Raw genomic sequence first — 24,388 nt, forward strand, 5'->3', positions numbered from 1 at the left:
CCTCACCCTGGCCGTGACAGGCCTCACCCTGGCCAGAAAGGACAGCCTGATGCCCCCCTCGTACAGACGCCGTTCGCCGGTGGCCGCCCTGGCCGCGGTGCTCGTCATGATCGGCGGCCTGCTCACGCCGGGAACGGCCCACGCCTCGCCCGCCGTCCAGTACACCAACCCCCTGGTCACCCAGCGCGCCGACCCGCACATCTTCCGCCACACCGACGGCTACTACTACCTCACCGCGACCGCCCCCGAGTACGACCGCATCGTGCTGCGCCGCGCCACCACCGTCCAGGGCCTGGCGAGCGCCGCCGAGACGGTCATCTGGCGCAGGCACACCAGCGGCGAGATGGGCGCTCACATCTGGGCGCCGGAGATCCACTTCATCAACGGCAGGTGGTACGTCTACTTCGCCGCCGGCCGGGCCGACGACATCTGGCGGATCCGCATGTACGCGCTCGAAAGCTCGGCGGCCAACCCCCTGACCGGCACCTGGACGGAACGCGGCCGGATCACCACCCCCTGGGACACCTTCGCCCTGGACGCCACCACCTTCGTCACGAACGGCGTGCGCTACCTGCTCTGGGCCCAGCAGGAGCCGGGCATCGCCACCAACTCCAACCTGTACATCGCCCGGATGGGCGCCAACCCCTGGACGATCACCGGCGGCACCACCCGCCTGACCGTGCCCACCCTGGCGTGGGAGACCCGCGGCTTCAAGGTCGCCGAGGGCCCGGCCGTGCTCCAGCGCGACGGGCGGCTCTTCCTCACCTACTCCGCCAGCGCCACCGACGCCAACTACTGCCTCGGCATGCTGACCGCCTCCGCCTCCGCCGACCCGCTGCAGGCCTCCTCCTGGACCAAGAGCGCCAACCCCGTCTTCGCCACCAACGCCTCGACCGGCCAGTACGGCCCCGGCCACAACTCCTTCACCACCTCGGAGGACGGGCAGAGCGACATCCTCGTCTACCACGACCGCGACTATCGCGACATCACCGGCGACCCGCTCAACGACCCCAACCGCCGCACCCGCGTCCAGAAGATCTACTGGAGGGCGGACGGCACCCCCGACTTCGGCGTCCCGGTCCCCGACGGCGCGACCCCCGTACGGCTGATGTCCTACGACACGCCGGGTTCCGCCGTACGCCACTGGGAGTACCGGGTCCGGCTGGAGGCGAACGTCTCCCCGCTGGCCGACTCCCAGTTCAGGCTCGTCACCGGCCTGGCCGGCTCGGGCGCCGTGTCGCTGGAGTCCACCAACTTCCCCGGCCACTACCTGCGGCACCGCAACCACGAGGCCTGGGTGGAGAGGAACGACGGCACGAGCCTGTTCAGGGCCGACGCCGGCTTCACCCGCCGCACCGGGCTCGCCGGCTCGGGCACGCTGTCACTGGAGTCGGTCAACTTCCCCGGCCACTACCTGCGGCACCGCGCCGGACAGGTGTGGGTCGAGCGGAACGACGGCACCACCACCTTCCGGGGCAACGCCAGTTTCGTCCAGGAGTGAGGCCCGGCGGGCGAGCGGTCACGATCGGGGCGTCGTGTTCCCGCGGAGGCGGCGCGCGGCGAGGACGAGGATCGCGACGGCGATCAGCGTGTGGACCACGTTGCCGACGCGGGCGACGACCGGGTCGGTCGTGCCGGCGATGGGTGTCAGGAAGAAGCTCGACCACGCGTAGGCGACGACGGCCCGGCTTCGACGGCCCCGCTTCCGGCCGCCACCGTGAGGTGACGGCACCTCCTGACGGGGAAGGTGCGCGGTCATGACGTCACGATCGGCGCCCGCCCGCGACCGGAACCCCGGGCGGCCGGGGCACGTCGCGCTGTTCGCCGTCGTCGCAGCCTACGCGTGCATGCAGGTGCTGCTCTACACCGGTACGCAACGGACCTCGGGCGTGCTGGGACCGGCGGCCGAGCTGTTCTTCAACCGCGTCGTCGACGGGCTCACCTGTACCGCGTCCCGCACCCGAGTGACGGGCTCCTTCGGCTTCGTTTCCGTCGCGGGGTCCTGGCCGGGCGATGGGTTCGGCCGGGCCTTCCCCTCGTCCCCCTCGTCGCGTCCGGTGTGACGACCAGCGGCGAAGACGACGCCCCCCGAGGACCTGCTCGGCCTGATCAAGGTGTCCGCGAGCGGGCACAGCGTGCTGTCGCCCGGCGCCGCGCGACGCCTGCTGGAGCGGCCGGCCCGCGCGGCGGACGACCGGGACGCCGCGCGAAGCAGGATCACCGTGCTGAACGACCGGGAGCGCCACCTGCTGGGCCTGGTCGGGCGGGGCCTGATCCCGATCACTGGCGCGGAAGGGTGATCCCGGGTGCCGCCAAGACCTCCTCCCGATCGTCGGTACGCGCCTCAGGACGCCCCCTGCCGCACGCACCGTTCGCCGATATGGTGACGACGTCAGGACGCGGGACGCGTCACGGCCGATCTTCGTGTTCCGAGGAGCCTGTCCCGGTATGAGCACCGCCACGAGCGCCACCTGGATCACCCGGGCCGAGAGCGACGCCGACCTCGCCGCGATCCGCGCGGTCAACCTCGCCGCCTTTCCCACTCCGGAAGAGGCCGATCTGGTGGAGGCTCTGCGCGCCGATCCCGAGGCGTGGCGTCCCGGCCTGTCCTGGCTCGCCCAGGCCCCCGACGGGACCGTCGCCGGGTTCGCGCTGCTCACCCGGTGCCATGTCGGCGACGTTCCCGCCCTCGCACTGGGCCCGTGCGCCGTCCTGCCCGGCCACCAGAGGCGGGGCGCCGGGTCGGCCGCCATCCGCGCCGCCCTGCGAGCCGCCCGCGACCAGGGCGAGCACCTCGTGCTCGTCCTCGGCCACGCCGGGTACTACCCCCGCTTCGGCTTCACCCCGGCCTCGGGTCACGCCATCCGGCCGCCGTTCGACGTCTCCGACGAGCACATGATGGCGCTCGTCCTCGACCCCGCGCGCCCGGTCCCCGCCGGTGTCATCCGCTACCCGGCGGCTTTCGGCGTCTGACCTCCGGACGGCCCACCGCCGGTCACGGCGCGGACCCCCGCGCCGGGTTTCCGGGGGTTCGCCGTCAGGAACCGCCAGAAGTCGTCAGGAGGCATCAGGAGGCATCAGGAGGCGAAGACCTGGGAGTCGTCGGCGAACGCCTTGAACTCCAGGGCGTTGCCCGCCGGGTCGAGCAGGAACATCGTCCACTGCTCGCCGGTCTGCCCCTCGAAGCGGACGTAGGGCTCGATGACGAACTCGGTACCGGCCGCGCGCAGCCGTTCGGCGAGCGCGCGGAACTCCGGGATCGTCAGGATCAGGCCGAAGTGCGGTACGGGGACGTCGTGGCCGTCGACGGGGTTGTGCGCGCGCCGCGCGCGGCCGGGCGCCAGGTGCGTGACGAACTGGTGGCCGCGCAGGTTCCAGTCCACCCAGGTGTCCGCGCTGCGGCCCTGCTCCAGGCCCAGCACCTCGCCGTAGAAGTGGCGCGCGGCGGCCAGGTCGTCGACCGGCACGGCCAGATGGAACCTGGGGATCGGGGAGTCGAGAACGGTCATGGGCGTGGGCTGCCTTCCTGAACGCGGGCCCGGAGGATCACCGGACCGGAAGCGGGTCGTCCCCATGGTGCCACCGGGGCGGCGGGGAGAGCCCGCTGACGGTGGTCAGCGCGACAGGGAGGGCGAACCAGGCCCGGCCGCCAGGTGGTCGAGGAGCACCCGGCTGATCTCCTCCAGGTGCCGGACCTGCTCCGGGGTCAGCAGGTCGATCAGGTGTTCGCGCACGCTGGCCACGTGCGGGGGAGCCGCGGCCTGCAGTGTGGCGAGCCCCTCGTCGGTCAGGACGGCGAGCCAGCCGCGCCGGTCGTCCGCGCAGTGCTGCCGGCGCACCCACCCCTTCTGTTCAAGCTTGTTGATCGCGTGGGAGATGCGGCTGGGCTTGGAATTGGTCCAGTTCGCCAGCTCGCTCATGCGCAGGGTCCGCCCGGGTGCCTCGGAGAGCAGGACCAGCAGCTCGTAGTAGGTCGGGGGCAGGTCGGCCGCGGCCATCAGGTCGCGGTCCAGCCGGTCGTTCAGCAGGCGGGTGGCGAGCGCGAAGGCCCGCCAGGCGCGCTGTTCGTCGTCGGTGAGCCATCGTGTCACGGGAGTCATCGTACTCAAAAGTTGCGCACTGAAATAAGTGAAGGTACTGTCCTGCTAAATATTCCAGTACTGAACTAAAGGAAGCGACGCGGCATGTACCCCAACGAGCTCACCGGCACCTACACCATCGACCCCGCGCACAGCCGGTTCGGCTTCGTGGCCCGCCACGCGATGGTCACCAAGGTCCGGGGCAGCATCCCCGTCCGGGAGGCCACCGCCTCCCTGGACGCGAGCGACCCCGCCGCCTCCGGCGTTCACGTGGTCCTCGACGTGGCCGGGATCGAGACCGGCAACCAGAACCGCGACGCCCACCTGCGCACCGGCGACTTCCTGGACGCGGCCGACCACCCCTCCATAACCTTCGACTCCACCGACGTCAAGCACGTCGGCGAGGACGACTTCGAGGTCACGGGCGATCTGACCATCCGCGGCGTGAGCAGGCAGATCACCATCCCGCTGCGGTACGCGGGGACGGCGGTCGACATCCAGGGCCTGACCCGGGCCGGCTTCGAGGGCAGCACCGTGATCAACCGCAAGGACTTCGGCATGACCTACAACGCCGTCCTGGAGACCGGCGGCGTGATGGTCTCCGAGAAGATCACGCTTGAGTTCGACCTGTCCGCCGTGAAGACCACCTGAGCACTCTCGTCATCCGCTCCCCGGCACCGGAGAAAAAGGATCAAATCCCGCTCACCACGCCACTGTTGACGCGGTGCACGGTCATCACACAGACTACGAGCCAACCGGACGAGACCGTCCGGTTTGCCGGGAGGCGCCCTCCGAGTCGTCCTCCGCGACTCGAAGGAAACCGCGATGACCGAACCCTGGGACACCACCGTCGACGTGCTCGTCGCGGGCTCCGGCGCGGCGGGCCTGACCGCCGCCATCACGGCAGCCGACCTCGGGCTGGACGTCCTCGTGGTGGAGAGCACCCCCCGCTGGGGCGGCACCACCTCCGTCTCCGGGGGCGGGCTGTGGATGCCCGCCAACCCGCTCATGCTCAGGGCCGGCGTACGGGACTCCGCCGAGGAGGCCCTGCGGTACATGGACGACGTCATCGGCGACGTCGGTCCCGCCTCCTCCCCCGAGCGCAGGAACGCCTTCGTCCGGACCGCTCCCGAGGTCGTGGCCTTCCTCGGCCGGCACGGCGTCAGGTGGCGCAGGTCCCCCGACTACCCCGACTACTACCCGGACCGGCCGGGCGGCAAGGTGGGCCGCTCGATCGAGACCGCGTCCTTCGACACCAGGCGGCTCGGCGACCGGTACGCCACCTCGCGCGCCAAGGAGGGCGGCATCCCGCTCCCGCTCATGACCGACGACGTGTGGCTGCTCTCCCGCGCCTGGTCCACCCCCGGCGGTTTCGTCCGCGGCGCGCGCTTCGTCTTCCGCTCGCTCGGCGCGTTCGCCTCGGGGAGGCGCCCGGTCGGCATCGGCGGCGCGCTCTCCTGCTCGCTCATGCACATCGTCCGCACCCAGAAGACCCCCGTCTGGCTGTCGGCACCGGTCGTCGACCTGGTCGTGGAGGACGGCAGGACGGTGGGCGCGGCGATCGAGAAGGACGGCCGCCTGCAGCGGGTCCGCGCCCGGCACGGCGTCGTCCTGGCCGCCGGAGGCTTCGCCGCCAACGCCGAGTGGCGCCGGAGGCACCACGGCATCCCGGGCTACTCCTCCGCCCCGGAAGGCGACCAGGGCACCGCCATCGAGGCGGGCGTCCGGGCGGGTGGCGCGCTGGCGCTCATGGACGACGCCTGGTGGGGCGCGTCCCTCGTCGGCCCCGACGGCAAGGCGAGCTTCCTGGTCTCGGAGCGGTCCTTCCCCTTCTCCATCATGGTGGACGCGGCCGGCGACCGTTTCACCAACGAGTCGGCGTCCTACATCGACGTCGGGCACGCCATGCTCGGCCACGACGTACCCGGGCCGATGTGGCTGGTCAGCGATGTCAGGCACGCGCGGCGCCACCTGAACACCGCCCTGCTGGGGCGCAAGAAGGACTGGGTTCGGGCCGGTCTCCTGATCGAGGCTCCCTCCCCGCGCGAGCTGGCGGCGGGGATCGACATCGCCCCGGAACGGCTGGCGGCGACCGTCGAGCGGTTCAACGGCTTCGCCCGTACCGGCGTCGACGCCGACTTCGACCGCGGCCGGACCGTCTACGACAACTACTACGGCGACCCGCGGGTCAAGCCCAACCCCAACCTGGGCCCGCTGGAGAGGGGCCCCTTCCGGGCGGTGCGCGTCTACCCGGGCGACCTGGGCACCAAGGGCGGCCTGCTCACCGACGAGCACGCCCGCGTGCTGCGCGAGGACGGCACCGCCATCCCCGGCCTGTACGCGGCGGGCAACACCACCGCCTCGGTGATGGGCCGGACCTACCCCGGCCCCGGTTCGACCATCGCCCCCGCCGTCGTCTTCGGTTACCGTGCCGCACAGCACGCCGCCGCGTCACGATGACCCCGGAGGCCGTACGGCGGGAAGGCACGAGACCCCCGGCGCCCCCGCTGCCCCCGGCGGCCTCGCCGTCACCGGAGCGGGCGGCACCCCCGCCGCACCGCGCTCAGGGCTCGATCCCGTGCCGGAGCAGCGTCCACATCCGCTCGGCGGTCGTACGCCGCTCGGCGGCCGGAAGCCTGGTGAGGAGCCCGGCGAGCATGCCGACGGCCAGGAGCAGGTCGTCGGCGGTGACGTCCTCGCCGAGCCTGCCGGCCCGCCGGGCCTCGGGGAGCGTGCCCGCCAGCAGATCCCCCACCCGGTCGCGCACCTCGATGACGCGGGGATCGCTGGCCGAGGCCAGGGTCACCATGTCGACGAACGCGGTCGAGGCGATGGTCTGCTCGGTGAGCAGGTCCAGCACGTCGTCGAGGGTGGTGCCCGGCCTGGCGGCCAGCGCCTCCAGGTCGGCGACGCTGTCCTTGAACACGGCCAGCGCCAGGCTGATGCGGTCGGGGAAGTGCCGGTAGAGGCTGCCCTGCCCGACCCCGGCCGCCCGCGCGACCTCGGTGAGGGGCGCGTCGTATCCGGTGGCGGAGAAGGCCTCACGGGCCGCGGTGATCAGCGCGGCCCGGTTCGCGGCCGCGGCACGAGGTCCTCTGTTGGGTCGACGCGTGGCAGTCACAGCGGCCACGTTACCAACCGGAGGGCGACGCCCGGTTGGCGCCGGAGGCACCGTGCCTCCTCGGCGGACCGCCGCACCCGCCCCGCCCCGGCGAGGCACGGCGCCGGCCCCGGCCACACGACCACGACACCACGGCCACACGGCCACACGGCCACGGCACCGCGACAAGACCCCCACCGCGCCCGCCACCACCGCCCCGGCCGCAGAACGTGCCCGTGGGCACCGCAAGCACCGGAAGCACCGGAAGCACCGACCCCTGACTCCCCAGGAAACCCCGCTCCAGGAAACCCGGCGCCCGGCCGCCGTTCCGACCGAAAGGACTACATCTTGAACACCTTCGACGACAAGGTCGCCCTGATCACCGGCGCGGGTTCCGGGATCGGCAGGGCGATGGCGATCGCCTTCGCCGAGGCCGGCGCCCGCGTGGTGGTCTGCGACATCGACCCCGGCCGCGCCGGGCGCACCGCCTCCGGCATCGGTGACGCCGCCCTCGCCGTCCCCGCCGACGTCTCCTCCGAGACCTCGGTGGCCACGCTGGTGGAGACCGCGATCGGCGCGTACGGCCGCGTCGACGTCCTGTGCAACAACGCCGGGATCATGGACAGCATGGCGCTGCCCGCGGACATCACGCTGGAGCAGTGGGACCGGGTCATGCGCGTCAACCTGACCGGGGCGTTCCTGGTCACCCGTGCCGTACTGCCACACCTGCTCCGCCAGGGCGGCGGCGCCATCGTCAACACCGCCTCCGAGGCCGGGATCCGCGGCGGCGCGGCCGGGGCCGCCTACACCGCTTCGAAACACGGTGTCGTCGGCCTGACCCGCAACGTCGCCTGGGCCTACGCCAAGGAGGGCGTCCGCTGCAACGCCATCCTGCCCGGCCCCACCGTGACAGGCATCGCCGACGGCGCCTCCTTCGACCCGATCGGCGCGGCCCGCCTCGCCCCGGTGCTCACCCTGGGTGAGCGCGTGGCCCAGCCGGAGCAGATGGCCGAGGTCGCCCTCTTCCTGGCCTCCGACGCCGCCTCGTTCGTCAACGGCGCGATCGTGCCGGTGGACGGCGGCTGGTCGGCGGCCTGAGACCTTCGGCGGCCCCCGCCGTCAGGCCGTCGCGGCCCGGCGGCGGTACCGGCCGGGCGCCACGCCGAACTCCCGCTTGAAGGCGTTGCCGAAGGCGAACTCCGACCCGTACCCCACCCGGTCGGCCACCTCCGCCACCGACGCGTCGGACTCGCGCAGCAGGCGCGCCCCGCTCACCAGCCGCCACCAGGTCAGGTACGCCAGCGGCGGCTGCCCGACCAGCCCCGCGAAGCGGCGGGCGAAACCGGCGCGCGACATGCCCGCGTGGGCGCCGAGCGACTCGACCGTCCAGCGGCGGGCCGGCTCGCGGTGGATGGCGTCGAGCGCGCGGCCGACGGCGGGGTCGGCCAGCGCGGCGGCCCAGCCGGACAGCGTGCAGGGCTCGTCCTGGGTGTCGAAGTAGGCCCGCAGGACGTACAGCTGCAGCATGTCGAGCAGGGACGACACGACGGTGTCCGTGCCGGGGCGCGGGGTGTCGATCTCGGCGGCGAGCAGCTCGACGGCGGCCCGCAGCTCCGGACGGCTGCCGAGCGTCGCGGGCAGGTGGATCACGCCGGGCAGCGAGCTCAGGATCGGGTGGGTCCTGTCGAGGTCGAGCCGGTAGCCGCAGGACAGGATCACCGTCTCTGCCCCGGTGCCACCGGAACCGGCCGAGGCGAACAGCTCGGACCGCGGTCCGCAGTCGGACTCGGCCAGCGGCGTCGCGGGGTCGTCGGCCAGCCCGAACGGGTCGCTGTGCGGCATGAACACCACGTCGCCCACGCTCAGCGGGACGGGCTCGCCGTCCAGGGGAATGAGCCAGCAGGACCCGCGCAGCACCACCTGGAAACCCGCGGACTCGGGCACCGCGTGGAAGGCCACCCCCCAGGGCGCCCGCCAGGAGACGCGGGCGGAGGTGGGGCGCCCGTGCCGCATGAAGGCCACGACGTCGCTCAGCATGTCCATGCGTCAAGTCTATGAGCTGAGACGCTGGCGTATAAATGATGGACAGAGACGCATTCAGTATCTCAACGGGTCTCCCTACTGTGGTTCTCGTAACCGAGCGAGGGAGATTGACATGCTGAGGGTAGGCATCATCCTGGGCAGCACCCGTCCCGGCCGCGTCGGCGAGGCGGTGGCGCACTGGGTCCGCGATCTGGCGGTCAAGCGGGGCGACGCCGAGTACGAGCTCGTCGACCTGAAGGACTACGGCCTGGGCAACCTGGACGAGCCCGAGCACCCCGCCATGGGCAACTATCAGCACGAGCACACCAGGCGCTGGTCGGCCAGGATCTCGTCCCTGGACGCGTTCGTGATCGTGACCCCCGAGTACAACAGCTCGTACCCCGGCGCGCTCAAGAACGCCCTCGACTTCCTGTACTCGGAGTGGAACAACAAGGCGGCCGGTTTCGTCGGCTACGGCGTGGACGGCGCGCCCCGGGCGATCTCGCACCTGCGGCACGTCCTGGGCCTGCTCAGCGTGGCCACCGTGTCGAACCAGGTCGGGCTGTCGATCCACACCGATTTCGCGGACGGCTTCAAGCCCGCCGCCGTCCACGAGGACCGGCTGAACCTCGTCCTCGACCAGGTCCTCTCCTGGGGCTCCGCCCTGCGCCCGCTCAGGGGGTAACCGGCGACGGGCGCCCCCGCCCGTCGCCGCCGGGAGACCACCCGGGTCCGGTACGGGCGCTCGATCGCGCCGGTACCGGACCCGAGCTCGTGGCGCGGGGGCGATTGCCGTCGCCGAAGCGGGCGCTCGATCACGGCCGTACCGGACCCGAGCCGGTGAAGCGGGGACCACAGTCGTCACCGAACCGGGCGGCCGGTCGCGCCGGTGCCGGACGCGCGGCGCCCCCGCTCAGTCGCCCGAGGGGGCGGTGGAGCCTCGGATGATCAGGCGGCAGGGCATGCGGTGCACGCCGGGGGTGGCCCGGCCGTCGATGGCGGCGAACAGGTGCTGGGCGGCGGTGCGGCCAAGGCTCTCCAGGTTCATGTCGATCGTGGTCAGCGGGGGCCTGGTCTCGGTGGCCAGGACCTCCCAGTTGTCGTAGCCGACGACCGCCACGTCGTCCGGGACGCGGCGCCCGCGCTCGCGGGCCGCCTCGACGAACCCGGCGGCGATCTGGTCGCTGCCGCACACCACGGCGTCCAGCTCCGGATCGGTCCGCAACGCGATCTCGGCGGCCTGCCGCCCCCAGCGCTGCGACCACTCCCCGCTCAGCACCTGCCCGCAGGACAGGGAGAGCTCGGCCTCCTCCAGGGCGGAGAGCACGCCCTCGGCCCGGTCCCTGGCTGCCTGGTAGTGGGTGGGCCCGGTGATGTGCGCGACGCGCCGGCGGCCGATGGTCAGCATGTGCCGTACGGCGGTGCGGGCCCCCTCCACGTCGTCGGGGACGAACGAGACGTCGCGCGGGTCCTCGGACGGCGCGTAGGCGTAGACCACGGGCAGCGGCAGGTCGCGGCTGATCGACGGGCGCGGGTCGGTGCTCTGCCCCACCACGATGAGGCCGTCGACCCTGCGGGCGAGCAGGGTGCGCAGGTGGTGCTGCTCGCGGATGGCGTCGCCGCGGGCGTCGCAGAGCAGGACGGACATCTCGCCCGCGCCGAAGGCGTCCTCGGCGCCCAGGAGCACCGGGATGCCGAAACGGCCGACGCTGTCGCTGGTGAGCAGGCCCACGGTGCGGGTCTGGCCGGATATCAGGCCGCGGGCCAGCGCGTTCGGCTGGAAGGCCAGCTTCTCGGCCGCTCGCAGCACCCGCTGCCGGGTCTCCTCGCGGACCTGGGCGCGCCCGTTGAGCGCCTTGGAGACGGTCGCGATCGACACGCCGGCCAGCGCGGCCACGTCGGTGATCGTGGCCGCACGCGGCTGCTGAGAACTCATCACTACGAAAACCTTTTCGTTCGAGATGAAATTGTTACCTGAGCACATGGTAGTTGGTTTCTGCAGAAAATAGCCCCGACGGCCGCTCCGGAGCAAGTCGTCAAGCTCATCGTGACTATTGACAGCCTTTCATGTTGCGCTTACGTTTCCGAAAACCTTTTAGGTGAGTTTCGGTACGTCTCGGGGGATGCAGAGGAGAAGATCATGGAAAGCGGGAAACCCCGGCGCCGCGGAGGTCACGCGGCGTTCGCCATACTGTGCGCCGCGGTCCTGTCGGCCGCGTGCGGCCAGGCACAGCCGGCGGCCGGTCCGTCGCAGCCGTCCGCCGTCACCATCACCGTGTGGACCAGGGCCGCGACCGAGTCCCACACCAAGGCCCTGGCCGACGCGTACAACGCCTCCCACACGAACAAGGTCAAGGTGACCGCCTACCCTAACGAGGAGTACCCGGCCAAGATCGCCACCGCCGCGGGCGGCAGGAACCTGCCCGACCTGTTCGCCTCCGACGTGGTGTTCGCGCCCAACTACATCTCGCAGGGGCTGTGGCAGGACGTGACCGGCAGGTTCGGCGCGCTGCCGTTCAAGGACAAGGTGGCGCCCGCGCACATCAGGGCCGCCACGCAGGACGGCAAGCTCTACGCGGTGCCGCACACCGTGGACATCTCCGTGCTGTTCGTCAACAAGGGCCTCTACAAGAAGGCCGGGCTCGACCCCGACAGGGCCCCGGCGACGCTCAAGGAGTTCGCCGAGCAGGCCACCACGATCCGTACCAAACTCGGAGGAGAGACCTACGGCACCTACTTCGGCGGCAACTGCGGCGGCTGCGACGTGTTCACCTTCTGGCCGTCGGTCTGGGCGGGCGGCGGCGAGGTGATGAACCCCGAGGGCACCCGGAGCACGGTCGACGACCCGCGGATGGCGGCGGTCTTCGGCGTCTACGCCAAGCTCTACGCCGACGGCGTGGCCGCACCCGGCTCCAAGGACGAGAACGGCACGACCTGGCTCGGCGCGCTGCAGGCGGGCACCGTCGGCATCGCCCCCGGCCCCTCGGTGTGGCTCGGGATGCTGGAGGAGAAGGGCGTCGACGTCGGCGTCGCGCCCATCCCCGGCGTCGACGGCGGCACGTCCACCTTCGTGGGCGGCGACGTCATCGGGGTCAGCGCGACCAGCGAGCGGGCGGGCGCGGCCTGGGACTTCCTGTCGTACACCCTGTCGGACAAGGTCCAGGCGGACCTGCAGGCCAAGAGCAAGTCGACCGTCGCGCGCACCGACCTCACGGCCACCGACCCGAGGGTCCAGGCGATGAACGAGATCATGGCCACCGGCCGGACGCCCTACGCGCTGAAGTTCAACGAGTCCTACAACGACCCCCAGAGCCCCTGGCTCAAGACGCTCCGCGACGCGCTGTTCGGGACCGACCCCGCCGGGGCGCTCAAGGAGGGCGCCACCGCCATCACCGCCTCGCTGAACCAGCAGTGACACGCCGTTCCCTGCCCGCACCCGGCGGGGACCACCGGCCCTGAACACGTGCCGGGCACCGACCACCGGTCCAGTACGAGCAAGCACGGTGTCCCGGCCGGATCGGCGGCCGGGACACCGGCTGGAGAGAACATGCCAGATCTCCTCGAAACCCGCGCCGCCCCGCGCGAGCGCCTCTCCCTAGCCCGCCGCCGTCCCCGCCGGCCCCGCCGCTCCGGCCGCCCTCCCCGGGGGCGCTCGCCCGGCCTGGTCGGGCTCGCCTACGCGGCCCCGGCCGCCCTCGTCGTCGGGCTGTTCTTCCTGCTCCCGCTCGGCCTCGTGGTCTGGATGTCGCTGAACAAGTGGCCGCTGCTCGCCCCTCCGACGTTCAACGCGCCCGGCAACTACACGCGTGTCGCCGACAACGCGCTGGTCGCCGACGCGGTCGTGTTCACCCTCAGGTACACCGCCGTCGTCACGGTCCTGCTGTTCGCGATCTCCTTCGGCCTCGCCCTGCTGGTCCAGAACCGGCGCCGGGGCTCCGGCCTGTTCAGGGGCGCCTTCTTCCTGCCCGCCGCCGTCGGCTGGGCCACCGCGACCCTGCTGTTCTTCGGCCTGCTCAGCGACCAGATCGGCCCGCTGAACGACATCCTGACGGCCGTCGGCCTCATCGACGAGCCCGTGTCGTGGACGGCCGGGGACCCCTCCGTCGCCTTCGGCTCCACGGTCACGCTGGTCATCTGGCGCTGGGCCGGGTTCAACATGCTCATCCTGCTCACCGGCCTGCAGGCCATCCCCACCGAGCTCTACGAGGCCGCGAGGGTGGACGGCGCCACCGCGTGGCAGGCGTTCCGCCGCGTCACGCTGCCGCTCATGCGGCCGACCGTCGCGCTGGTGCTCTGCCTGATGATCACCGGCTCGATGCTCGGCTTCGAGCAGTTCTACATCCTCACCAGGGGCGGTCCCGGCAACAGCACGACCTCGGTGGTGATGGTCATCGTCCGCGAGGCGTTCGTCCGGTTCGACCTGGGGTCCGCGGCCGCCATGTCCGTCCTCATCCTGCTCGCGCTCGTCCTCCTCAACGGGCTCCAGCTCGCCTTCGTCAGAAAGAGGACCCCGTGAGACGAACCGCCCACCACGTCACCGCGGGGATCCTCGCCCTGTTCTTCGTCTACCCGCTCGTGTGGAGCGGCTGGTCCTCGATCCGGCTGGGCGACGCCTTCAGCCTCGACAACTACCGGCGGCTCGCCTCCTACGGGGAGGGCCTGGGCACCTACGTGGTCAACACCGTCGTCCTCGTCACGCTCACCGTGGCCGGGACGCTGGTGGTCGCCACGCTCGCCGGCTACGCCTTCGCGCGCCACCGCTTCCCCGGCAAGGGCGTGCTGTTCGTGCTCATCCTGGCGATCCTCACGGTGCCCTACCCCACCATCCTCATCCCGCTCTACGTGCTGCTCGGCTGGCTGGGGCTGCAGGACTCGCTGACCGGGCTCGCCCTCGTGATGATCATGTTCCAGCTGCCGTTCGCGGTGTTCATGATGCGCAACGCGTTCGAGTCGGTGCCCCGCGCGCTGGACGAGGCCGCGATGATCGACGGCTGCGGCAGCTTCGGGGCGCTGGTCCGGGTGCTGCTGCCCGCGGTCGTCCCCGGGCTCGTCACGGTCGGCCTGTTCGCCTTCCTCGCCTCCTGGAACGACTACGTGGCCCCGCTGATCCTGATCAGCTCCAACGACAGGTTCACCCTGCCGGTCGCGGTGGTCAACATGCGGCTGCACGACTTCGGCGCGGTCGACTACCCGACCATGCAGGCGGGCGTGGTGTTCATGGCCCTGCCCTGCCTCGCCCTCTTCCTCCTCCTCCAGCGTTACTACGTGCGCGGATTCATGTCAGGAGCACTGCGTGGCTAACCCCGTCGTCCCGTCCTCCGGCGTGCTCACCCCGCTCGGGCTCGATGCCGTACGGCTGGCTCCCGGCTTCTGGGGGGACCGCAGGACACTCGACCAGGACGTGATCATCGGCCACTGCCTGGAGTGGATGGACAAGCTCGGCTGGATCGGCAACTTCCGCGGCGAACCGCGCCGGGGCAGGGAGTTCGCCGACTCCGAGGTGTACAAGCTGCTGGAGGCGATGGCCTGGACCGGTGACGGGCGCTTCGACGAGCTGGCCGCGACCGTGGTGGCGGCCCAGGAGCCCGACGGCTACCTCAACACCCGCTGGAGCGGCGACCGCTACCGCGACTTCGAGTGGGGACACGAGCTGTACTGCGCGGGCCACCTCATCCAGGCGGGCGTCGCCCGCTGGCGGACGGCGGGCGGGCACCCGCTGACCGAGGCCGTCCTGCGCGCCGCCGACCAGGTCTGCCGCCGTTTCATGGAGGGCCACGAGGTGTGCGGTCATCCCGAGGTCGAGATGGCGCTGGTCGAGCTGTACCGGCTCACCGGCGCCGAGCGCTACCTGGAGATGGCCCGCCGCTTCGTCGAGCGGCGCGGCCGGCCCGCCCTCGCCGACATCGAGCTCGGCCGCGCCTACTTCCAGGACGACGTCCCCGTGCGTCGGGCCCCCTCCTTCGGCGGGCACGCCGTCCGGGCGATGTACCTGGCCTGCGGCGCGGTCGACGTGGCCGTGGAGACGGGGGACACGGAACTGCTCGCCGCGGTCGAGGCGCAGTGGGAGCACACCGTCGCCCGGCGTACGCACCTGACCGGCGGCATGGGCTCCCGGCACACCGGCGAGTCCTTCGGCGAGGACTTCGAGCTGCCGCCCGACCGGGCCTACGCCGAGACCTGCGCCGGGATCGGCTCGGTCATGCTGGCGCACCGGCTGCTGCTGGCCACCGGCCGCTCCCGCTACGCCGACCAGGCCGAGCGCACCCTCTACAACCTGGTGGCCGCCTCCCCCGCCCTGGACGGCCGCTCCTTCTTCTACGCCAACCCGCTGCACGTCCGCACCCCGGGCCGGGTCACCGAGGACGTGAGCCCCCGCGCGGAGAGCGCGTCGCGCGCCCCCTGGTTCCAGGTCTCCTGCTGCCCGACCAACCTGGCCCGCACGTTCGCCTCCCTGCCCGCCTACGTCGCCACCGCCACCCCGGGCGGGATCCAGATCCACCACCCCACGGCCTGCGAGATCGGCCACGACGGGCTCACCGTGCGCGTGGAGACCGGCTACCCCTGGTCGGGCTCCGTCACCGTCCGCGTGCTGGAGGCTCCGGACACCCCTCGCCATGTCTCGCTCCGCCTTCCCCCCTGGGCCGCCGGTGCCCTCCGCCCTGGGGGGGCCGTCTTCCGGGGGCCGGGCGACCTGACTCCCGTACGGCGGGGGGCGGCGCTCGTGTTCGGCGAGCGGGTCTGGACGCCCGGCGAGGTGATCGCGGCCGAGCTGCCCATGGAGGCGCGCTGGGTGCGGCCCGACCCACGGGTGGACGCGGTGCGCGGCTGCGCGGCCGTCGAGCGCGGCCCCCTCGTCTACTGCGCCGAGTCGCCCGGGGACGAGGTGCGGCTCGCCGAGGTGGTCGTGGACGCCACGCGTCCCCCCGTCGAGCGCACCGGCGACAGCGCGTCCCGGAGCAGCATGACCGACGACGCCCTCGCCCTGAGCCGCACGGCCGACGACATCCCGGCCGGGAGCGGCACAGCCGACGACCCGGCCCACGACGGCCCGCTCCAAGGCGGCCCGCTTCACGACGGCCCCCTTCACGACGGCGCCCTTCACGACGGCGCGGTCGAGCTGGAGGTCCGCGCTTCTCGGCGACCCGGAACTCCCGAAGCCCCCGAAGATCCCGAAGGTGACGACGGCCGGCCGTACGGCGAGGCCGGCGGCGCACCGCGAGAGGAGGAGATCACGCTACGGCTCGTGCCCTACCACCGATGGGGCAACCACGGCCCCGCCACCATGCGCGTCTGGCTTCCCACCGGCTGAGCGCGTTCCCGATCCCACCCCCCAACCCCCGATCGGATCCCCTTTGCGATGAGAAGAATCGTCATGGCCCTGCTTCTCTTAGCGGGCTCACTCGCCGCCACCTCACCTGCCTCACCGGCGAACGCCGACCAGACCATCGGATTCCCCACCTTCAGCGGCCCGGCGATCCCGGCCCCGCCGGTCTCGTACACCCCCGGCGACATGATGCGGTCCATCTACGACGCCGAGAGCTCCGGCACCGACTTCTGGGTGGACCGGCTGCTGGCGCGCACCGGCAACGACCCGGCGGGCACCTGGCTGATGAGCAGGGGCCGCGCGGTCTTCATGAAGACCCACAACCCCGCGACGCTCGGCTTCGCCGGACAGGTGGCGTACTGGGAGAGCATCAGCGACAACAACGCGTACACCGTCGCCGTCACCCCCGGCACGTTCACCGAGCAGGTGAGCCAGCGGCGGCAGGTGCCCAGCCACTGGCGGAGCGTGCACACCAGCGGCTCGGTCACGCTCACCCAGACGAAGTTCGTCACCGACGACAACGTCGCCGTGACGAACCTGTCGATCACCAACGGCGGCGGCGGCTCCACCACCCTGCAGCTGCGGGCGACCTCGCCGTACGCCACCTCCGGCTCGGGGAACGAGCTGACCGGGCAGGTCAACGCCCGCAACAACCTCACCACCCTCTACCCGAGGCTCAGCGGTGACGGCTTCACCGTGTCGAGCGGCGGGCTCAACAGGTCCGTCACCGTCGCGGCCGGGGCGACCGTGACCGTCAAGATCGTGATGGGCTTCGTCGCCAACGAGATCCCCGAGTCGCTGACGGAGTACAACGCCTACAAGGGCTACTCCAACGCCACCGCGTTCGCGGCCCACGTGCGGGCCTACAACCTGTGGTGGGCGCAGAACGTGCCCTACGTCGACGTGGCCGAACCCGCGATCAAGAAGAACGTCTACTACCGCTGGTGGCTGATGCGCTTCAACCACCTGGACGCCGACATCCCCGGCCAGACGTTCCAGTTCCCGACCTCGACCGAGGGCGTGCTGGGCTACAACAACGCCATCGCGCTCACCCAGCCGATGCACATCGACGACCTCAAGTATCTGCGCGACCCGATCTACTCCTACGGCGACTGGCTCAGCGTCGGCCAGACCTCCAAGAACGGCCGCTTCCTGGACAACCCGGGTGACCCGGAGAACTGGTCCAACAGCTACACGCAGTACATCTCCGAGGCGGCCTGGCGCAGCTACCAGATCCACGGCGGCCAGCCGGGCATCGCGGCCAACCTCGCCCGCTACGCCGAGCAGGACGTCAAGGGCCAGCTCGCCTACTACGACCACGACAACAACAAGCTCATCGAGTACGACTGGGGCGCCCTGACCGGCAACGACGCCGACGCCGTCTCCTTCCACTGGAAGAACGGCAACATGGACCGCGCCGAGTCGGCGTACCAGTACAGCGGCGCGCTCGCCGCGGCCCAGGCCTACGAGGCGATCGGCAACACGGCCAAGGCCACCGAGATGCGCACGCTCGCCACGCAGATCCAGAACGCCATCGTCGGCGTGCTGTGGAACCCGAACCGCCAGCTCTTCGAGCACCGGCTGAAGTCGACGAACGAGTGGGTGCCCTGGAAGGAGATCAACAACTACTACCCGTTCGCGGTCGGCGCCATCCCCAACACCGCCACCTACAGGCAGGCCCTGCGCCTGTACGACAGCCCCGCCGAGTATCCGATCTTCCCCTTCTACACGGCGAACCAGGTGGACAAGGCGGCCGCGGCCGCGGCGGGCAACCCGGGCTCGAACAACTTCTCCACCATCAACTCCACCGTGCAGTTCCGGCTGTACTCCTCGGTGCTGCGCAACTACCCCAACGAGTGGATGAACGCGACCGACTACAAGAAGCTGCTGTACTGGAACACCTGGGCCCAGTACGTCAGCGGCAACACCTCCTGGCCCGACGCCAACGAGTTCTGGGCCGACTGGAACGGCTCCTCGATCAACTACCGCTCCTGGATCCACCACAACATCCTGGGCAGCGGCAACTGGACGGTGATCGAGGACGTCGCCGGCCTGCGCCCGCGCAACGACGCGAAGGTGGAGCTGTCGCCGATCGACATCGGCTGGACCCACTTCACAGTCAACAACCTGCGCTACCGCAACGCCGATCTCACCATCGTCTGGGACGACCCGGCCGACGGCGTCGTACGCTATCCGGGCGTGCCCGAGGGCTACTCCATCTACGTCAACGGCACCCGGACCGCCACCGTGAGCTCGCTGGTGCCCTTCACCTGGGACCCGGCCACCGGCACCGTCACCACCGGCGGCACGGTCACCTACAGCGCCGCCGTCTCCGGCCTGCGGGCCCCCGGCCAGGTGGTGCAGAGCGGTGCCCGGATGGTGGACATGCTCGCCAAGGCGGGCGTCGACCTGACGGCCAATCTGACCAACCTCGCCGCGGGGGCGACCGCCTCCGCCTCGCACACCGGCTCGGGAAGCAACCTGGCCGGCGCGATCGACGGCTTCCCCACCAACGAGCCGTTCTGGGGGGCGGGAGGCTCCGCGAACGCCCAGGACTGGTACGAGCTGAACTTCGGCTCCGCCAGGACGTTCAGCGAGGTCCGGCCGCACTTCAAGGACAGCCGCCCGGCCAGCGGCACCTACCGGGCGCCGTCCTCCTACGACGTCCAGTATCACAACGGCGGTTCCTGGGTGAGCGTGCCCGGCCAGTCCAAGAGCCCGTCGGCGCCGCGGGCCAACTACAACGTGGTGCGGTTCCCGGCGATCAGCGCGCAGCGGGTGCGGGTCCTGGCCACCAACGCCTCCGGCGCCAAGACGGGGCTCACCGAGATCAAGGTCTACAACCGGGGCGGCGTGCAGCCACCGGCCAACCTGGCGCCCTCGGCGACCGCGTCGGCGTCCTACACCTCCGCCTGGGAGAGCGTCACCGCCCTCAACGACGGCGTCGACCCGCCCTCCTCCAACGACACCGTCAACCCCCGCTGGGGCACCTGGCCGGAAACCGGCCAGCAGTGGGCCGACCTCACCTGGGCCTCCGCCAGGACCTTGAACCGGGCCGACGTCTACTTCTTCGACGACGAGGGCGGCGTCGACATGCCCGCCTCCTGGAAGCTGCAGTACTGGAACGGCACCGCTTACGCCGACGTGCCCGGGGCGAGTTCCTACACCCTGGCCAAGAACCAGTACAACACCGTCACCTTCCCCGCCCTGCCCACCACCCGGCTCCGCGTCCAGCTCACCGCCGCCGGAACCAGCTCCGTCGGCCTTCTCGAAGTCAAGGCCTACGGAACCTGACCTGGCCCCGCGGGGGCACGCGCCCCCGCGGTCCACGCGAGGGGGGAGGCCGTCCCGGCGATCCCTCCTCCGGCCGCGCCGGCCTCCCGCCCCCGGTGCCGGCGCGGCCGACGACACGACGGGAGGGAGCGCATGGCACCGGACCACGGCCGGGCGCGGACCGGATCGGCGGTGCTGCGCGACGTGGCGGCGCTGGCCGGGGTGTCGGCCATGACGGTTTCGCGTACGCTCAACGCCCCCGAGCGGGTGCGCCCGGACACCCGGGCGCGGGTCCTGGCGGCGGTGGCCAGCCTCGGCTACCGGCCCAACCAGGCCGCCCGCCGGCTCGCCACCGGCCGCTCGGGCGTGCTGGGGGTGGTGGGCTTCGACATCACCCTGCACGGCCCGTCCGCCACGCTGTACGCCATCGAGCGGGCCGCCAGGCGGCACGGCTACGCGGTCAGCATCGCCTGCCTCGACTCGGCCGACCTCGGCTCGGTCGGCGAGGGGGTGCGCGGGCTGCGCTCCCAGGAGGTCGACGGCGTCATCGTCGTCGTGCCGCACGAGGCGGCCGCCGGTGTCGTACGCGACCTGCACCCCGGCCTCGCCCTGGTCGCGGTGGACGCCGGAGCGGGCATGCCCGTCCCGGTCGTCACGACCGACCAGGCCGGCGGCGCGGCCACCGCCACCGGGCACCTGCTGGACCTGGGCCACGAGACGGTGTGGCACATCTCGGGACCGGCCGGCTGGACGGCCGCGCGGGAACGCGTCCAGGGGTGGCGTTCGGCGCTGGAGGCCGCGGGACGGCCGGTGCCCGAGGTGTTGTCCGGCGACTGGAGCCCGCAGTCCGGCCACCGGCTGGGCAGGCGGCTGGCGGAGTGCCCGAACGTCACGGCGATCTTCGTGGCGAACGACCAGATGGCCCTGGGGGTGCTGCGCGCGCTGCGCGAGGCGGGGCGGCGCGTCCCCGAGGACGTGAGCGTGGCCGGTTTCGACGACGTCCCCGAGACCGGTTACCTGCGGCCGTCGCTGACCACGGTCCGCCAGGACTTCCGCGCCCTCGGCGACCACGCCTTCCGCCTGCTGCTGCGGCGCATGGAGGGGGACGTCGGGAGAACCGTCAAGGTCATCGGAACCGAACTGATTGTCAGGGAGAGCACCGGGAGGGCGCCCCGAGCTCTTTGAACGACCGGGAAATGACGATGCGACGGCCCGTCCGGCATTTCTGGGAATGTATTTCTCAGCCGGTGCGCCGCCGTCTTCGACGTGCCTTTTTCGCTGTTCTCACGGCTCGTAGGTAACTCACAGAGCCGGTGCGGGTCGGTCGAGTGAGGACTTGACAGTCTTTGCGTTGTGGAAAACACTCGGGAAACCTCGGTCGAAACGCGCCGCCCGCTTCCCCGGGAAAGTTTCAGGGCGCGTTCACAAAATTATGTTAGCGCAAACAAATGTAGCGAGAAACTCCCTCGACCCCCCAGGAGCGCCGCATGAGACGACGATGGACCTCCGTCCTCGCCGCGATCGTCGCGATCGCACTCGTCCCCGCCACCACCGTGCCCGCCAGGGCCGCGACCCCGATCACGACCGCGATCTACACGGCCGACCCCGCCGCGCTGGTCGTGGGGAACACCCTCTACCTCTACACCGGCCATGACGAGGCCTCCGCCGGAGGCACCAACTTCGTCATGCGCGACTGGCACGTCTACACCTCCACCGACGCCGCCACCTTCACCGACCAGGGGGCGAAACTCTCGCTGTCCAGCTTCCCGTGGGCCGGCGGCGACGCCTGGGCGAGCGAGGTCGAGCCGCGCAACGGCAAGTACTACTGGTACACCTCGATCAACGGCAACGGCCCCGGGTGGATGAACATCGGCGTCGCGGTCGGCGACTCCCCGCTCGGCCCGTTCACCGACGCCAAGGGCGGGCCGCTGATCAGCGACAGCACCGCGAACTCCTCCCCGCTCAACATCGACCCGACCGTCTTCACCGACGACGACGGCCAGGCGTACATCTACTGGGGCTCCTACTACGGCGTCCGCGCGGCCAGGCTCGAACCCGACATGATCAACCTGGACGGCCCGGTCGTCACCCCCTCGGGAGTGAGCAACTTCTGGGAGGCGCCCTGGATGTTCAAGCGCGACGGTACCTACTATCTCGCCTACGCCGCCAACGACTCCGGGTGCTCCCAGCCCGGCTACGCCTGCGTCCGCTACGCCACGGCGAGCAACCCGCTGGGGCCGTGGACCCAGCGCGGCGTCGTGCTCGACCAGGTCACCTCGACCACCAACCACCCGGCGATCATCGAGTTCAACGGCCAGTGGTACATGGTCTACCACAACGCCGGAGCCCCGGGCGGCGGCGACTTCCGCCGCTCGGTCACTTTGGACAAGCTGTACTGGAACGCCGACGGCACCATGCGGAAGGTCGTGCAGACCACGACCCCGATCGGCGGCGGAGGCGGCCGGCCCCCGTCCGGCACCAACCACGCGCTGACGGCGACCGCGTCCACCTCCTACGTCTCCCCGTGGGAGACACTCGGCGCGATCAAGGACGGGTTCGTCCCGTCCGGCTCGGCCGACCACAGCCACGGCGCCTACGGCAACTGGAACCACCAGGGCACCGAGTGGATCGAGTACCAGTGGCCGAGCGCGCGCACCCTCGGCAAGGTCGCGACCTACTGGTTCGACGACGACCAGGGGATCGACCTGCCCGCGTCCTGCCAGGTCCAGTACTGGAACGGCGGCGCCTACGTGAACGTGCCCGGCCAGTCCGCCTGCGGCGTCGGCGCGAACACCTACAACGTCACCACCTTCAACCAGATCTCCACGACGCGGCTGCGGCTGAACATCACCTCCAGGACGGGCTACTCGACCGGCGTCCTGGAATGGATGGCGCTCTAGCGGCACGTCCCCGTCTGGAGGCACGTCCCTGTCCGGGGGCACGCCCTCGAAAGCACGTCCCTGAAAGCGCGACATCCCCGGCATCACGTTCCTCAGCACCACGTTCCTCAGCACCACGTTCCTCAGCATCACGTCTTCAGCACCACGTCGAGGCCCGCCGACCTGACCGGCGGGTGGACCGGGGGCCGGGGGCGCCGCTCGGCGGCCCCCGGAGCACCCCGGCGACGCGACAACGACGACACACGGAGGTTCCCGATGAAACGACGGTGGGCGGCGGCTGTTCCCGCCCTGGTGCTCGGCCTGCTCCTGTCCCCCGGCGGCACGGTGCCCGCGGCGGCGGCCGCGGACGTCAACCTGGCGCCCTCGGCGACCGCGTCGGCGTCCTACACCTCCTCCTGGGAGAGCGTCGCCGCCCTCAACGACGGCATCGACCCGCCCTCCTCCAACGACACCGTCAACCGGCGCTGGGGCACCTGGCCCAACACCGGCGAGCAGTGGGCCTTGCTCACCTGGCCCTCCGCGCGGACGCTGACCTCGGCCGACGTCTACTTCTTCGACGACAACGGCGGCGTGCGCGTCCCGGCGTCGTGGCGGCTGCAGTCCTGGAACGGCAGCTCCTACGTCGACCTGGCCGGGGCGAGCGCCTACGGCCGGGCGCTCAACCAGTACAACCACGTCACCTTCACCACCGTCACCACGACCAGGCTGCGGGTGCTGCTCACCGGCACCTCCTCGATCGGCCTGCTGGAGGTCAAGGCCAACGGCACCTCGCCCGGCGGCGGCACGGGCTGGAACCCTCCGGCGAACCTGGTCACCCCCCTCGGCCAGGTGTGGCAGCACTACGAGAGCACCTACCCGCAGCTGAACACCTTCAGGAACTACGGGTGGGACCAGGTCATGGCCAACGGCGGCAGCCTCAACTACTGCGTCCGCTGGGAGTCGGGCGCGCCGGTCTCCGCCGCGCTGCGCGACCGGATCCACGCCTCCCTGGCCCGCCAGGTCAAGAAGTGGACCGACCTGATGACCGGCCACAACGGCTGGCCGTACACCAGCGTCCCCGTCAAGGTCGTCGGGTGGGCCGTGCGCGACCGCGCCACGCTGCAGTGGAGCGACAACTCCGTCGACGTCTACGTCAACAACATCCGCGAGGGCGCCCCGCAGTGCGCCGAGCCGTGCGGGCGCTTCTTCAACCAGAACGGCCAGTACCCGAACTGTCCCGGTGGGGCGGCGCGCCACTACGACATGTCCCTGTGGCTCACCGCGGGGATGGGCGGCGGCGCGGGCGGTGACTGGGGCCAGCGCATCGGCGGCGAGTACTTCGTCGGCGCGCTCGACGCCGACAACATCCACATCCTGTTGCACGAGATAGGGCACAGCTTCGGGCTGGACGACTTCTACGACTGGACGCCGTCCGGGGTCGGCGGGTTCATCATGAAGGCCGGCAGCGCGAGCCAGATCACCGACTTCGACGCCTGGATGTTCCGCGACTGGTGGCGCCACCTCAAGAGCCGCTACGGCTACTGACCCTCCGACCGGCGGGACCGGGGGGGAGCCGCTCAGCACCCGGCTCCCTCTCCCCCGCCACGAAGCCCTGTCTCGAAGCCCTGTCTCGAAGCCCTGTTTCGGAGGCCTGTCTCGGAGGCCGTGTCATCTCCGTGGGAAGGCGTCACGCACGGGGACCACGCTCCCT

22 protein-coding genes are annotated in these 24,388 nt (G+C 71.4%); 16 read left to right on the forward strand and 6 right to left on the reverse strand.

Annotation, left to right across the window (positions count from 1 at the left end; genetic code table 11):
• The first annotated feature begins 49 nt into the window (after window positions 1–49).
• Window positions 50–1,501 carry a family 43 glycosylhydrolase gene (locus ACSC1Q_RS38040; RefSeq protein WP_436763582.1) on the forward strand — a complete coding sequence of 484 codons (1,452 nt, stop codon included), beginning with the start codon at window positions 50–52 and terminating at the stop codon, window positions 1,499–1,501.
• A gap of 18 nt (window positions 1,502–1,519) precedes the next feature.
• Here the strand turns inward: ACSC1Q_RS38040 and ACSC1Q_RS38045 are convergent, their stop codons facing one another.
• The gene (locus ACSC1Q_RS38045) at window positions 1,520–1,759 is read right to left on the reverse strand and encodes a hypothetical protein (RefSeq protein WP_436763583.1); all 240 of its coding nucleotides are present in this window, start codon (window positions 1,757–1,759) and stop codon (window positions 1,520–1,522) included.
• On the opposite strand from ACSC1Q_RS38045, the gene ACSC1Q_RS38050 reads away from it, so the two are divergent.
• The 3 genes from ACSC1Q_RS38050 (at window position 1,758) to ACSC1Q_RS38060 (ending at window position 2,973) form a co-directional block, all read left to right on the forward strand.
• Window positions 1,758–2,063 carry a hypothetical protein gene (locus ACSC1Q_RS38050; RefSeq protein ID WP_436763584.1) on the forward strand — a complete coding sequence of 102 codons (306 nt, stop codon included), beginning with the start codon at window positions 1,758–1,760 and terminating at the stop codon, window positions 2,061–2,063. The genes ACSC1Q_RS38045 and ACSC1Q_RS38050 overlap by 2 nt on opposite strands.
• Window positions 2,064–2,114: 51 nt before the next feature.
• Window positions 2,115–2,300, forward strand: coding sequence for a hypothetical protein (locus ACSC1Q_RS38055; RefSeq protein ID WP_436763585.1), 186 nt, complete (start codon window positions 2,115–2,117; stop codon window positions 2,298–2,300).
• A 148-nt stretch (window positions 2,301–2,448) separates the two neighbouring features.
• On the forward strand, window positions 2,449–2,973 hold the full coding sequence (locus ACSC1Q_RS38060; RefSeq protein ID WP_436763586.1) for a GNAT family N-acetyltransferase: 525 nt from the start codon (window positions 2,449–2,451) through the stop codon (window positions 2,971–2,973).
• Between the two features lie 104 nt (window positions 2,974–3,077).
• Here the strand turns inward: ACSC1Q_RS38060 and ACSC1Q_RS38065 are convergent, their stop codons facing one another.
• Complete coding sequence (locus ACSC1Q_RS38065; protein WP_436763587.1) at window positions 3,078–3,509, reverse strand: VOC family protein; 432 nt, start codon at window positions 3,507–3,509, stop codon at window positions 3,078–3,080.
• Window positions 3,510–3,614: 105 nt separating this feature from the next.
• Window positions 3,615–4,091, reverse strand: coding sequence for a MarR family winged helix-turn-helix transcriptional regulator (locus tag ACSC1Q_RS38070; RefSeq protein ID WP_436763588.1), 477 nt, complete (start codon window positions 4,089–4,091; stop codon window positions 3,615–3,617).
• A gap of 93 nt (window positions 4,092–4,184) precedes the next feature.
• On the opposite strand from ACSC1Q_RS38070, the gene ACSC1Q_RS38075 reads away from it, so the two are divergent.
• Together ACSC1Q_RS38075 and ACSC1Q_RS38080 are read left to right on the forward strand one after the other, a co-directional pair.
• On the forward strand, window positions 4,185–4,730 hold the full coding sequence (locus tag ACSC1Q_RS38075; RefSeq protein ID WP_436763589.1) for a YceI family protein: 546 nt from the start codon (window positions 4,185–4,187) through the stop codon (window positions 4,728–4,730).
• Between the two features lie 174 nt (window positions 4,731–4,904).
• Complete coding sequence (locus tag ACSC1Q_RS38080) at window positions 4,905–6,539, forward strand: FAD-dependent oxidoreductase (protein ID WP_436763590.1); 1,635 nt, start codon at window positions 4,905–4,907, stop codon at window positions 6,537–6,539.
• A 103-nt stretch (window positions 6,540–6,642) separates the two neighbouring features.
• On the opposite strand, the gene ACSC1Q_RS38085 is transcribed toward ACSC1Q_RS38080, so the two are convergent.
• The gene (locus ACSC1Q_RS38085) at window positions 6,643–7,200 is read right to left on the reverse strand and encodes a TetR family transcriptional regulator (protein WP_436763591.1); all 558 of its coding nucleotides are present in this window, start codon (window positions 7,198–7,200) and stop codon (window positions 6,643–6,645) included.
• A gap of 327 nt (window positions 7,201–7,527) precedes the next feature.
• Here ACSC1Q_RS38085 and ACSC1Q_RS38090 point away from each other — a divergent pair, with 327 nt between their 5' ends.
• Window positions 7,528–8,277 (forward strand): SDR family NAD(P)-dependent oxidoreductase, encoded by a 750-nt coding sequence (locus tag ACSC1Q_RS38090; RefSeq protein ID WP_436763592.1) that lies wholly within the window; start codon window positions 7,528–7,530, stop codon window positions 8,275–8,277.
• Window positions 8,278–8,298: 21 nt separating this feature from the next.
• Here ACSC1Q_RS38090 and ACSC1Q_RS38095 read toward each other — a convergent pair whose 3' ends face one another.
• On the reverse strand, window positions 8,299–9,222 hold the full coding sequence (locus tag ACSC1Q_RS38095) for an AraC family transcriptional regulator (protein WP_436763593.1): 924 nt from the start codon (window positions 9,220–9,222) through the stop codon (window positions 8,299–8,301).
• Between the two features lie 112 nt (window positions 9,223–9,334).
• On the opposite strand from ACSC1Q_RS38095, the gene ACSC1Q_RS38100 reads away from it, so the two are divergent.
• A complete protein-coding gene (locus ACSC1Q_RS38100) occupies window positions 9,335–9,886 on the forward strand; it encodes an NADPH-dependent FMN reductase (protein ID WP_436763594.1) in 552 nt (183 codons plus the stop codon).
• Between the two features lie 228 nt (window positions 9,887–10,114).
• Here the strand turns inward: ACSC1Q_RS38100 and ACSC1Q_RS38105 are convergent, their stop codons facing one another.
• Window positions 10,115–11,137, reverse strand: coding sequence for a LacI family DNA-binding transcriptional regulator (locus ACSC1Q_RS38105; protein ID WP_436763595.1), 1,023 nt, complete (start codon window positions 11,135–11,137; stop codon window positions 10,115–10,117).
• 204 nt (window positions 11,138–11,341) lie between these two features.
• On the opposite strand from ACSC1Q_RS38105, the gene ACSC1Q_RS38110 reads away from it, so the two are divergent.
• From ACSC1Q_RS38110 to ACSC1Q_RS38145, 8 genes are all read left to right on the forward strand, one after another.
• Window positions 11,342–12,616, forward strand: a complete 1,275-nt coding sequence (locus ACSC1Q_RS38110; protein WP_436763596.1) for an ABC transporter substrate-binding protein — start codon at window positions 11,342–11,344, stop codon at window positions 12,614–12,616.
• A 132-nt stretch (window positions 12,617–12,748) separates the two neighbouring features.
• Complete coding sequence (locus ACSC1Q_RS38115; RefSeq protein ID WP_436763597.1) at window positions 12,749–13,717, forward strand: carbohydrate ABC transporter permease; 969 nt, start codon at window positions 12,749–12,751, stop codon at window positions 13,715–13,717.
• Window positions 13,714–14,502 (forward strand): carbohydrate ABC transporter permease, encoded by a 789-nt coding sequence (locus tag ACSC1Q_RS38120; protein ID WP_436763598.1) that lies wholly within the window; start codon window positions 13,714–13,716, stop codon window positions 14,500–14,502. Before ACSC1Q_RS38115 ends, ACSC1Q_RS38120 begins: the two co-directional genes overlap by 4 nt.
• On the forward strand, window positions 14,495–16,510 hold the full coding sequence (locus ACSC1Q_RS38125; RefSeq protein ID WP_436763599.1) for a glycoside hydrolase family 127 protein: 2,016 nt from the start codon (window positions 14,495–14,497) through the stop codon (window positions 16,508–16,510). The genes ACSC1Q_RS38120 and ACSC1Q_RS38125 overlap by 8 nt, the downstream gene beginning before the upstream one ends.
• Window positions 16,511–16,573: 63 nt before the next feature.
• A complete protein-coding gene (locus ACSC1Q_RS38130; RefSeq protein ID WP_436763600.1) occupies window positions 16,574–19,819 on the forward strand; it encodes a discoidin domain-containing protein in 3,246 nt (1,081 codons plus the stop codon).
• Between the two features lie 132 nt (window positions 19,820–19,951).
• Window positions 19,952–20,983: a LacI family DNA-binding transcriptional regulator gene (locus ACSC1Q_RS38135; protein ID WP_436763601.1), complete on the forward strand. Its 1,032-nt coding sequence runs from the start codon at window positions 19,952–19,954 to the stop codon at window positions 20,981–20,983.
• Window positions 20,984–21,285: 302 nt separating this feature from the next.
• Window positions 21,286–22,698 carry a glycoside hydrolase family 43 protein gene (locus tag ACSC1Q_RS38140; RefSeq protein ID WP_436763602.1) on the forward strand — a complete coding sequence of 471 codons (1,413 nt, stop codon included), beginning with the start codon at window positions 21,286–21,288 and terminating at the stop codon, window positions 22,696–22,698.
• 255 nt (window positions 22,699–22,953) lie between these two features.
• A complete protein-coding gene (locus ACSC1Q_RS38145) occupies window positions 22,954–24,222 on the forward strand; it encodes a metallopeptidase domain-containing protein (RefSeq protein WP_436763603.1) in 1,269 nt (422 codons plus the stop codon).
• Window positions 24,223–24,388: the final 166 nt, after the last annotated feature.

This window comes from Streptosporangium heterodermiicola (genome assembly GCF_051390675.1).
Lineage (GTDB): Bacteria > Actinomycetota > Actinomycetes > Streptosporangiales > Streptosporangiaceae > Streptosporangium.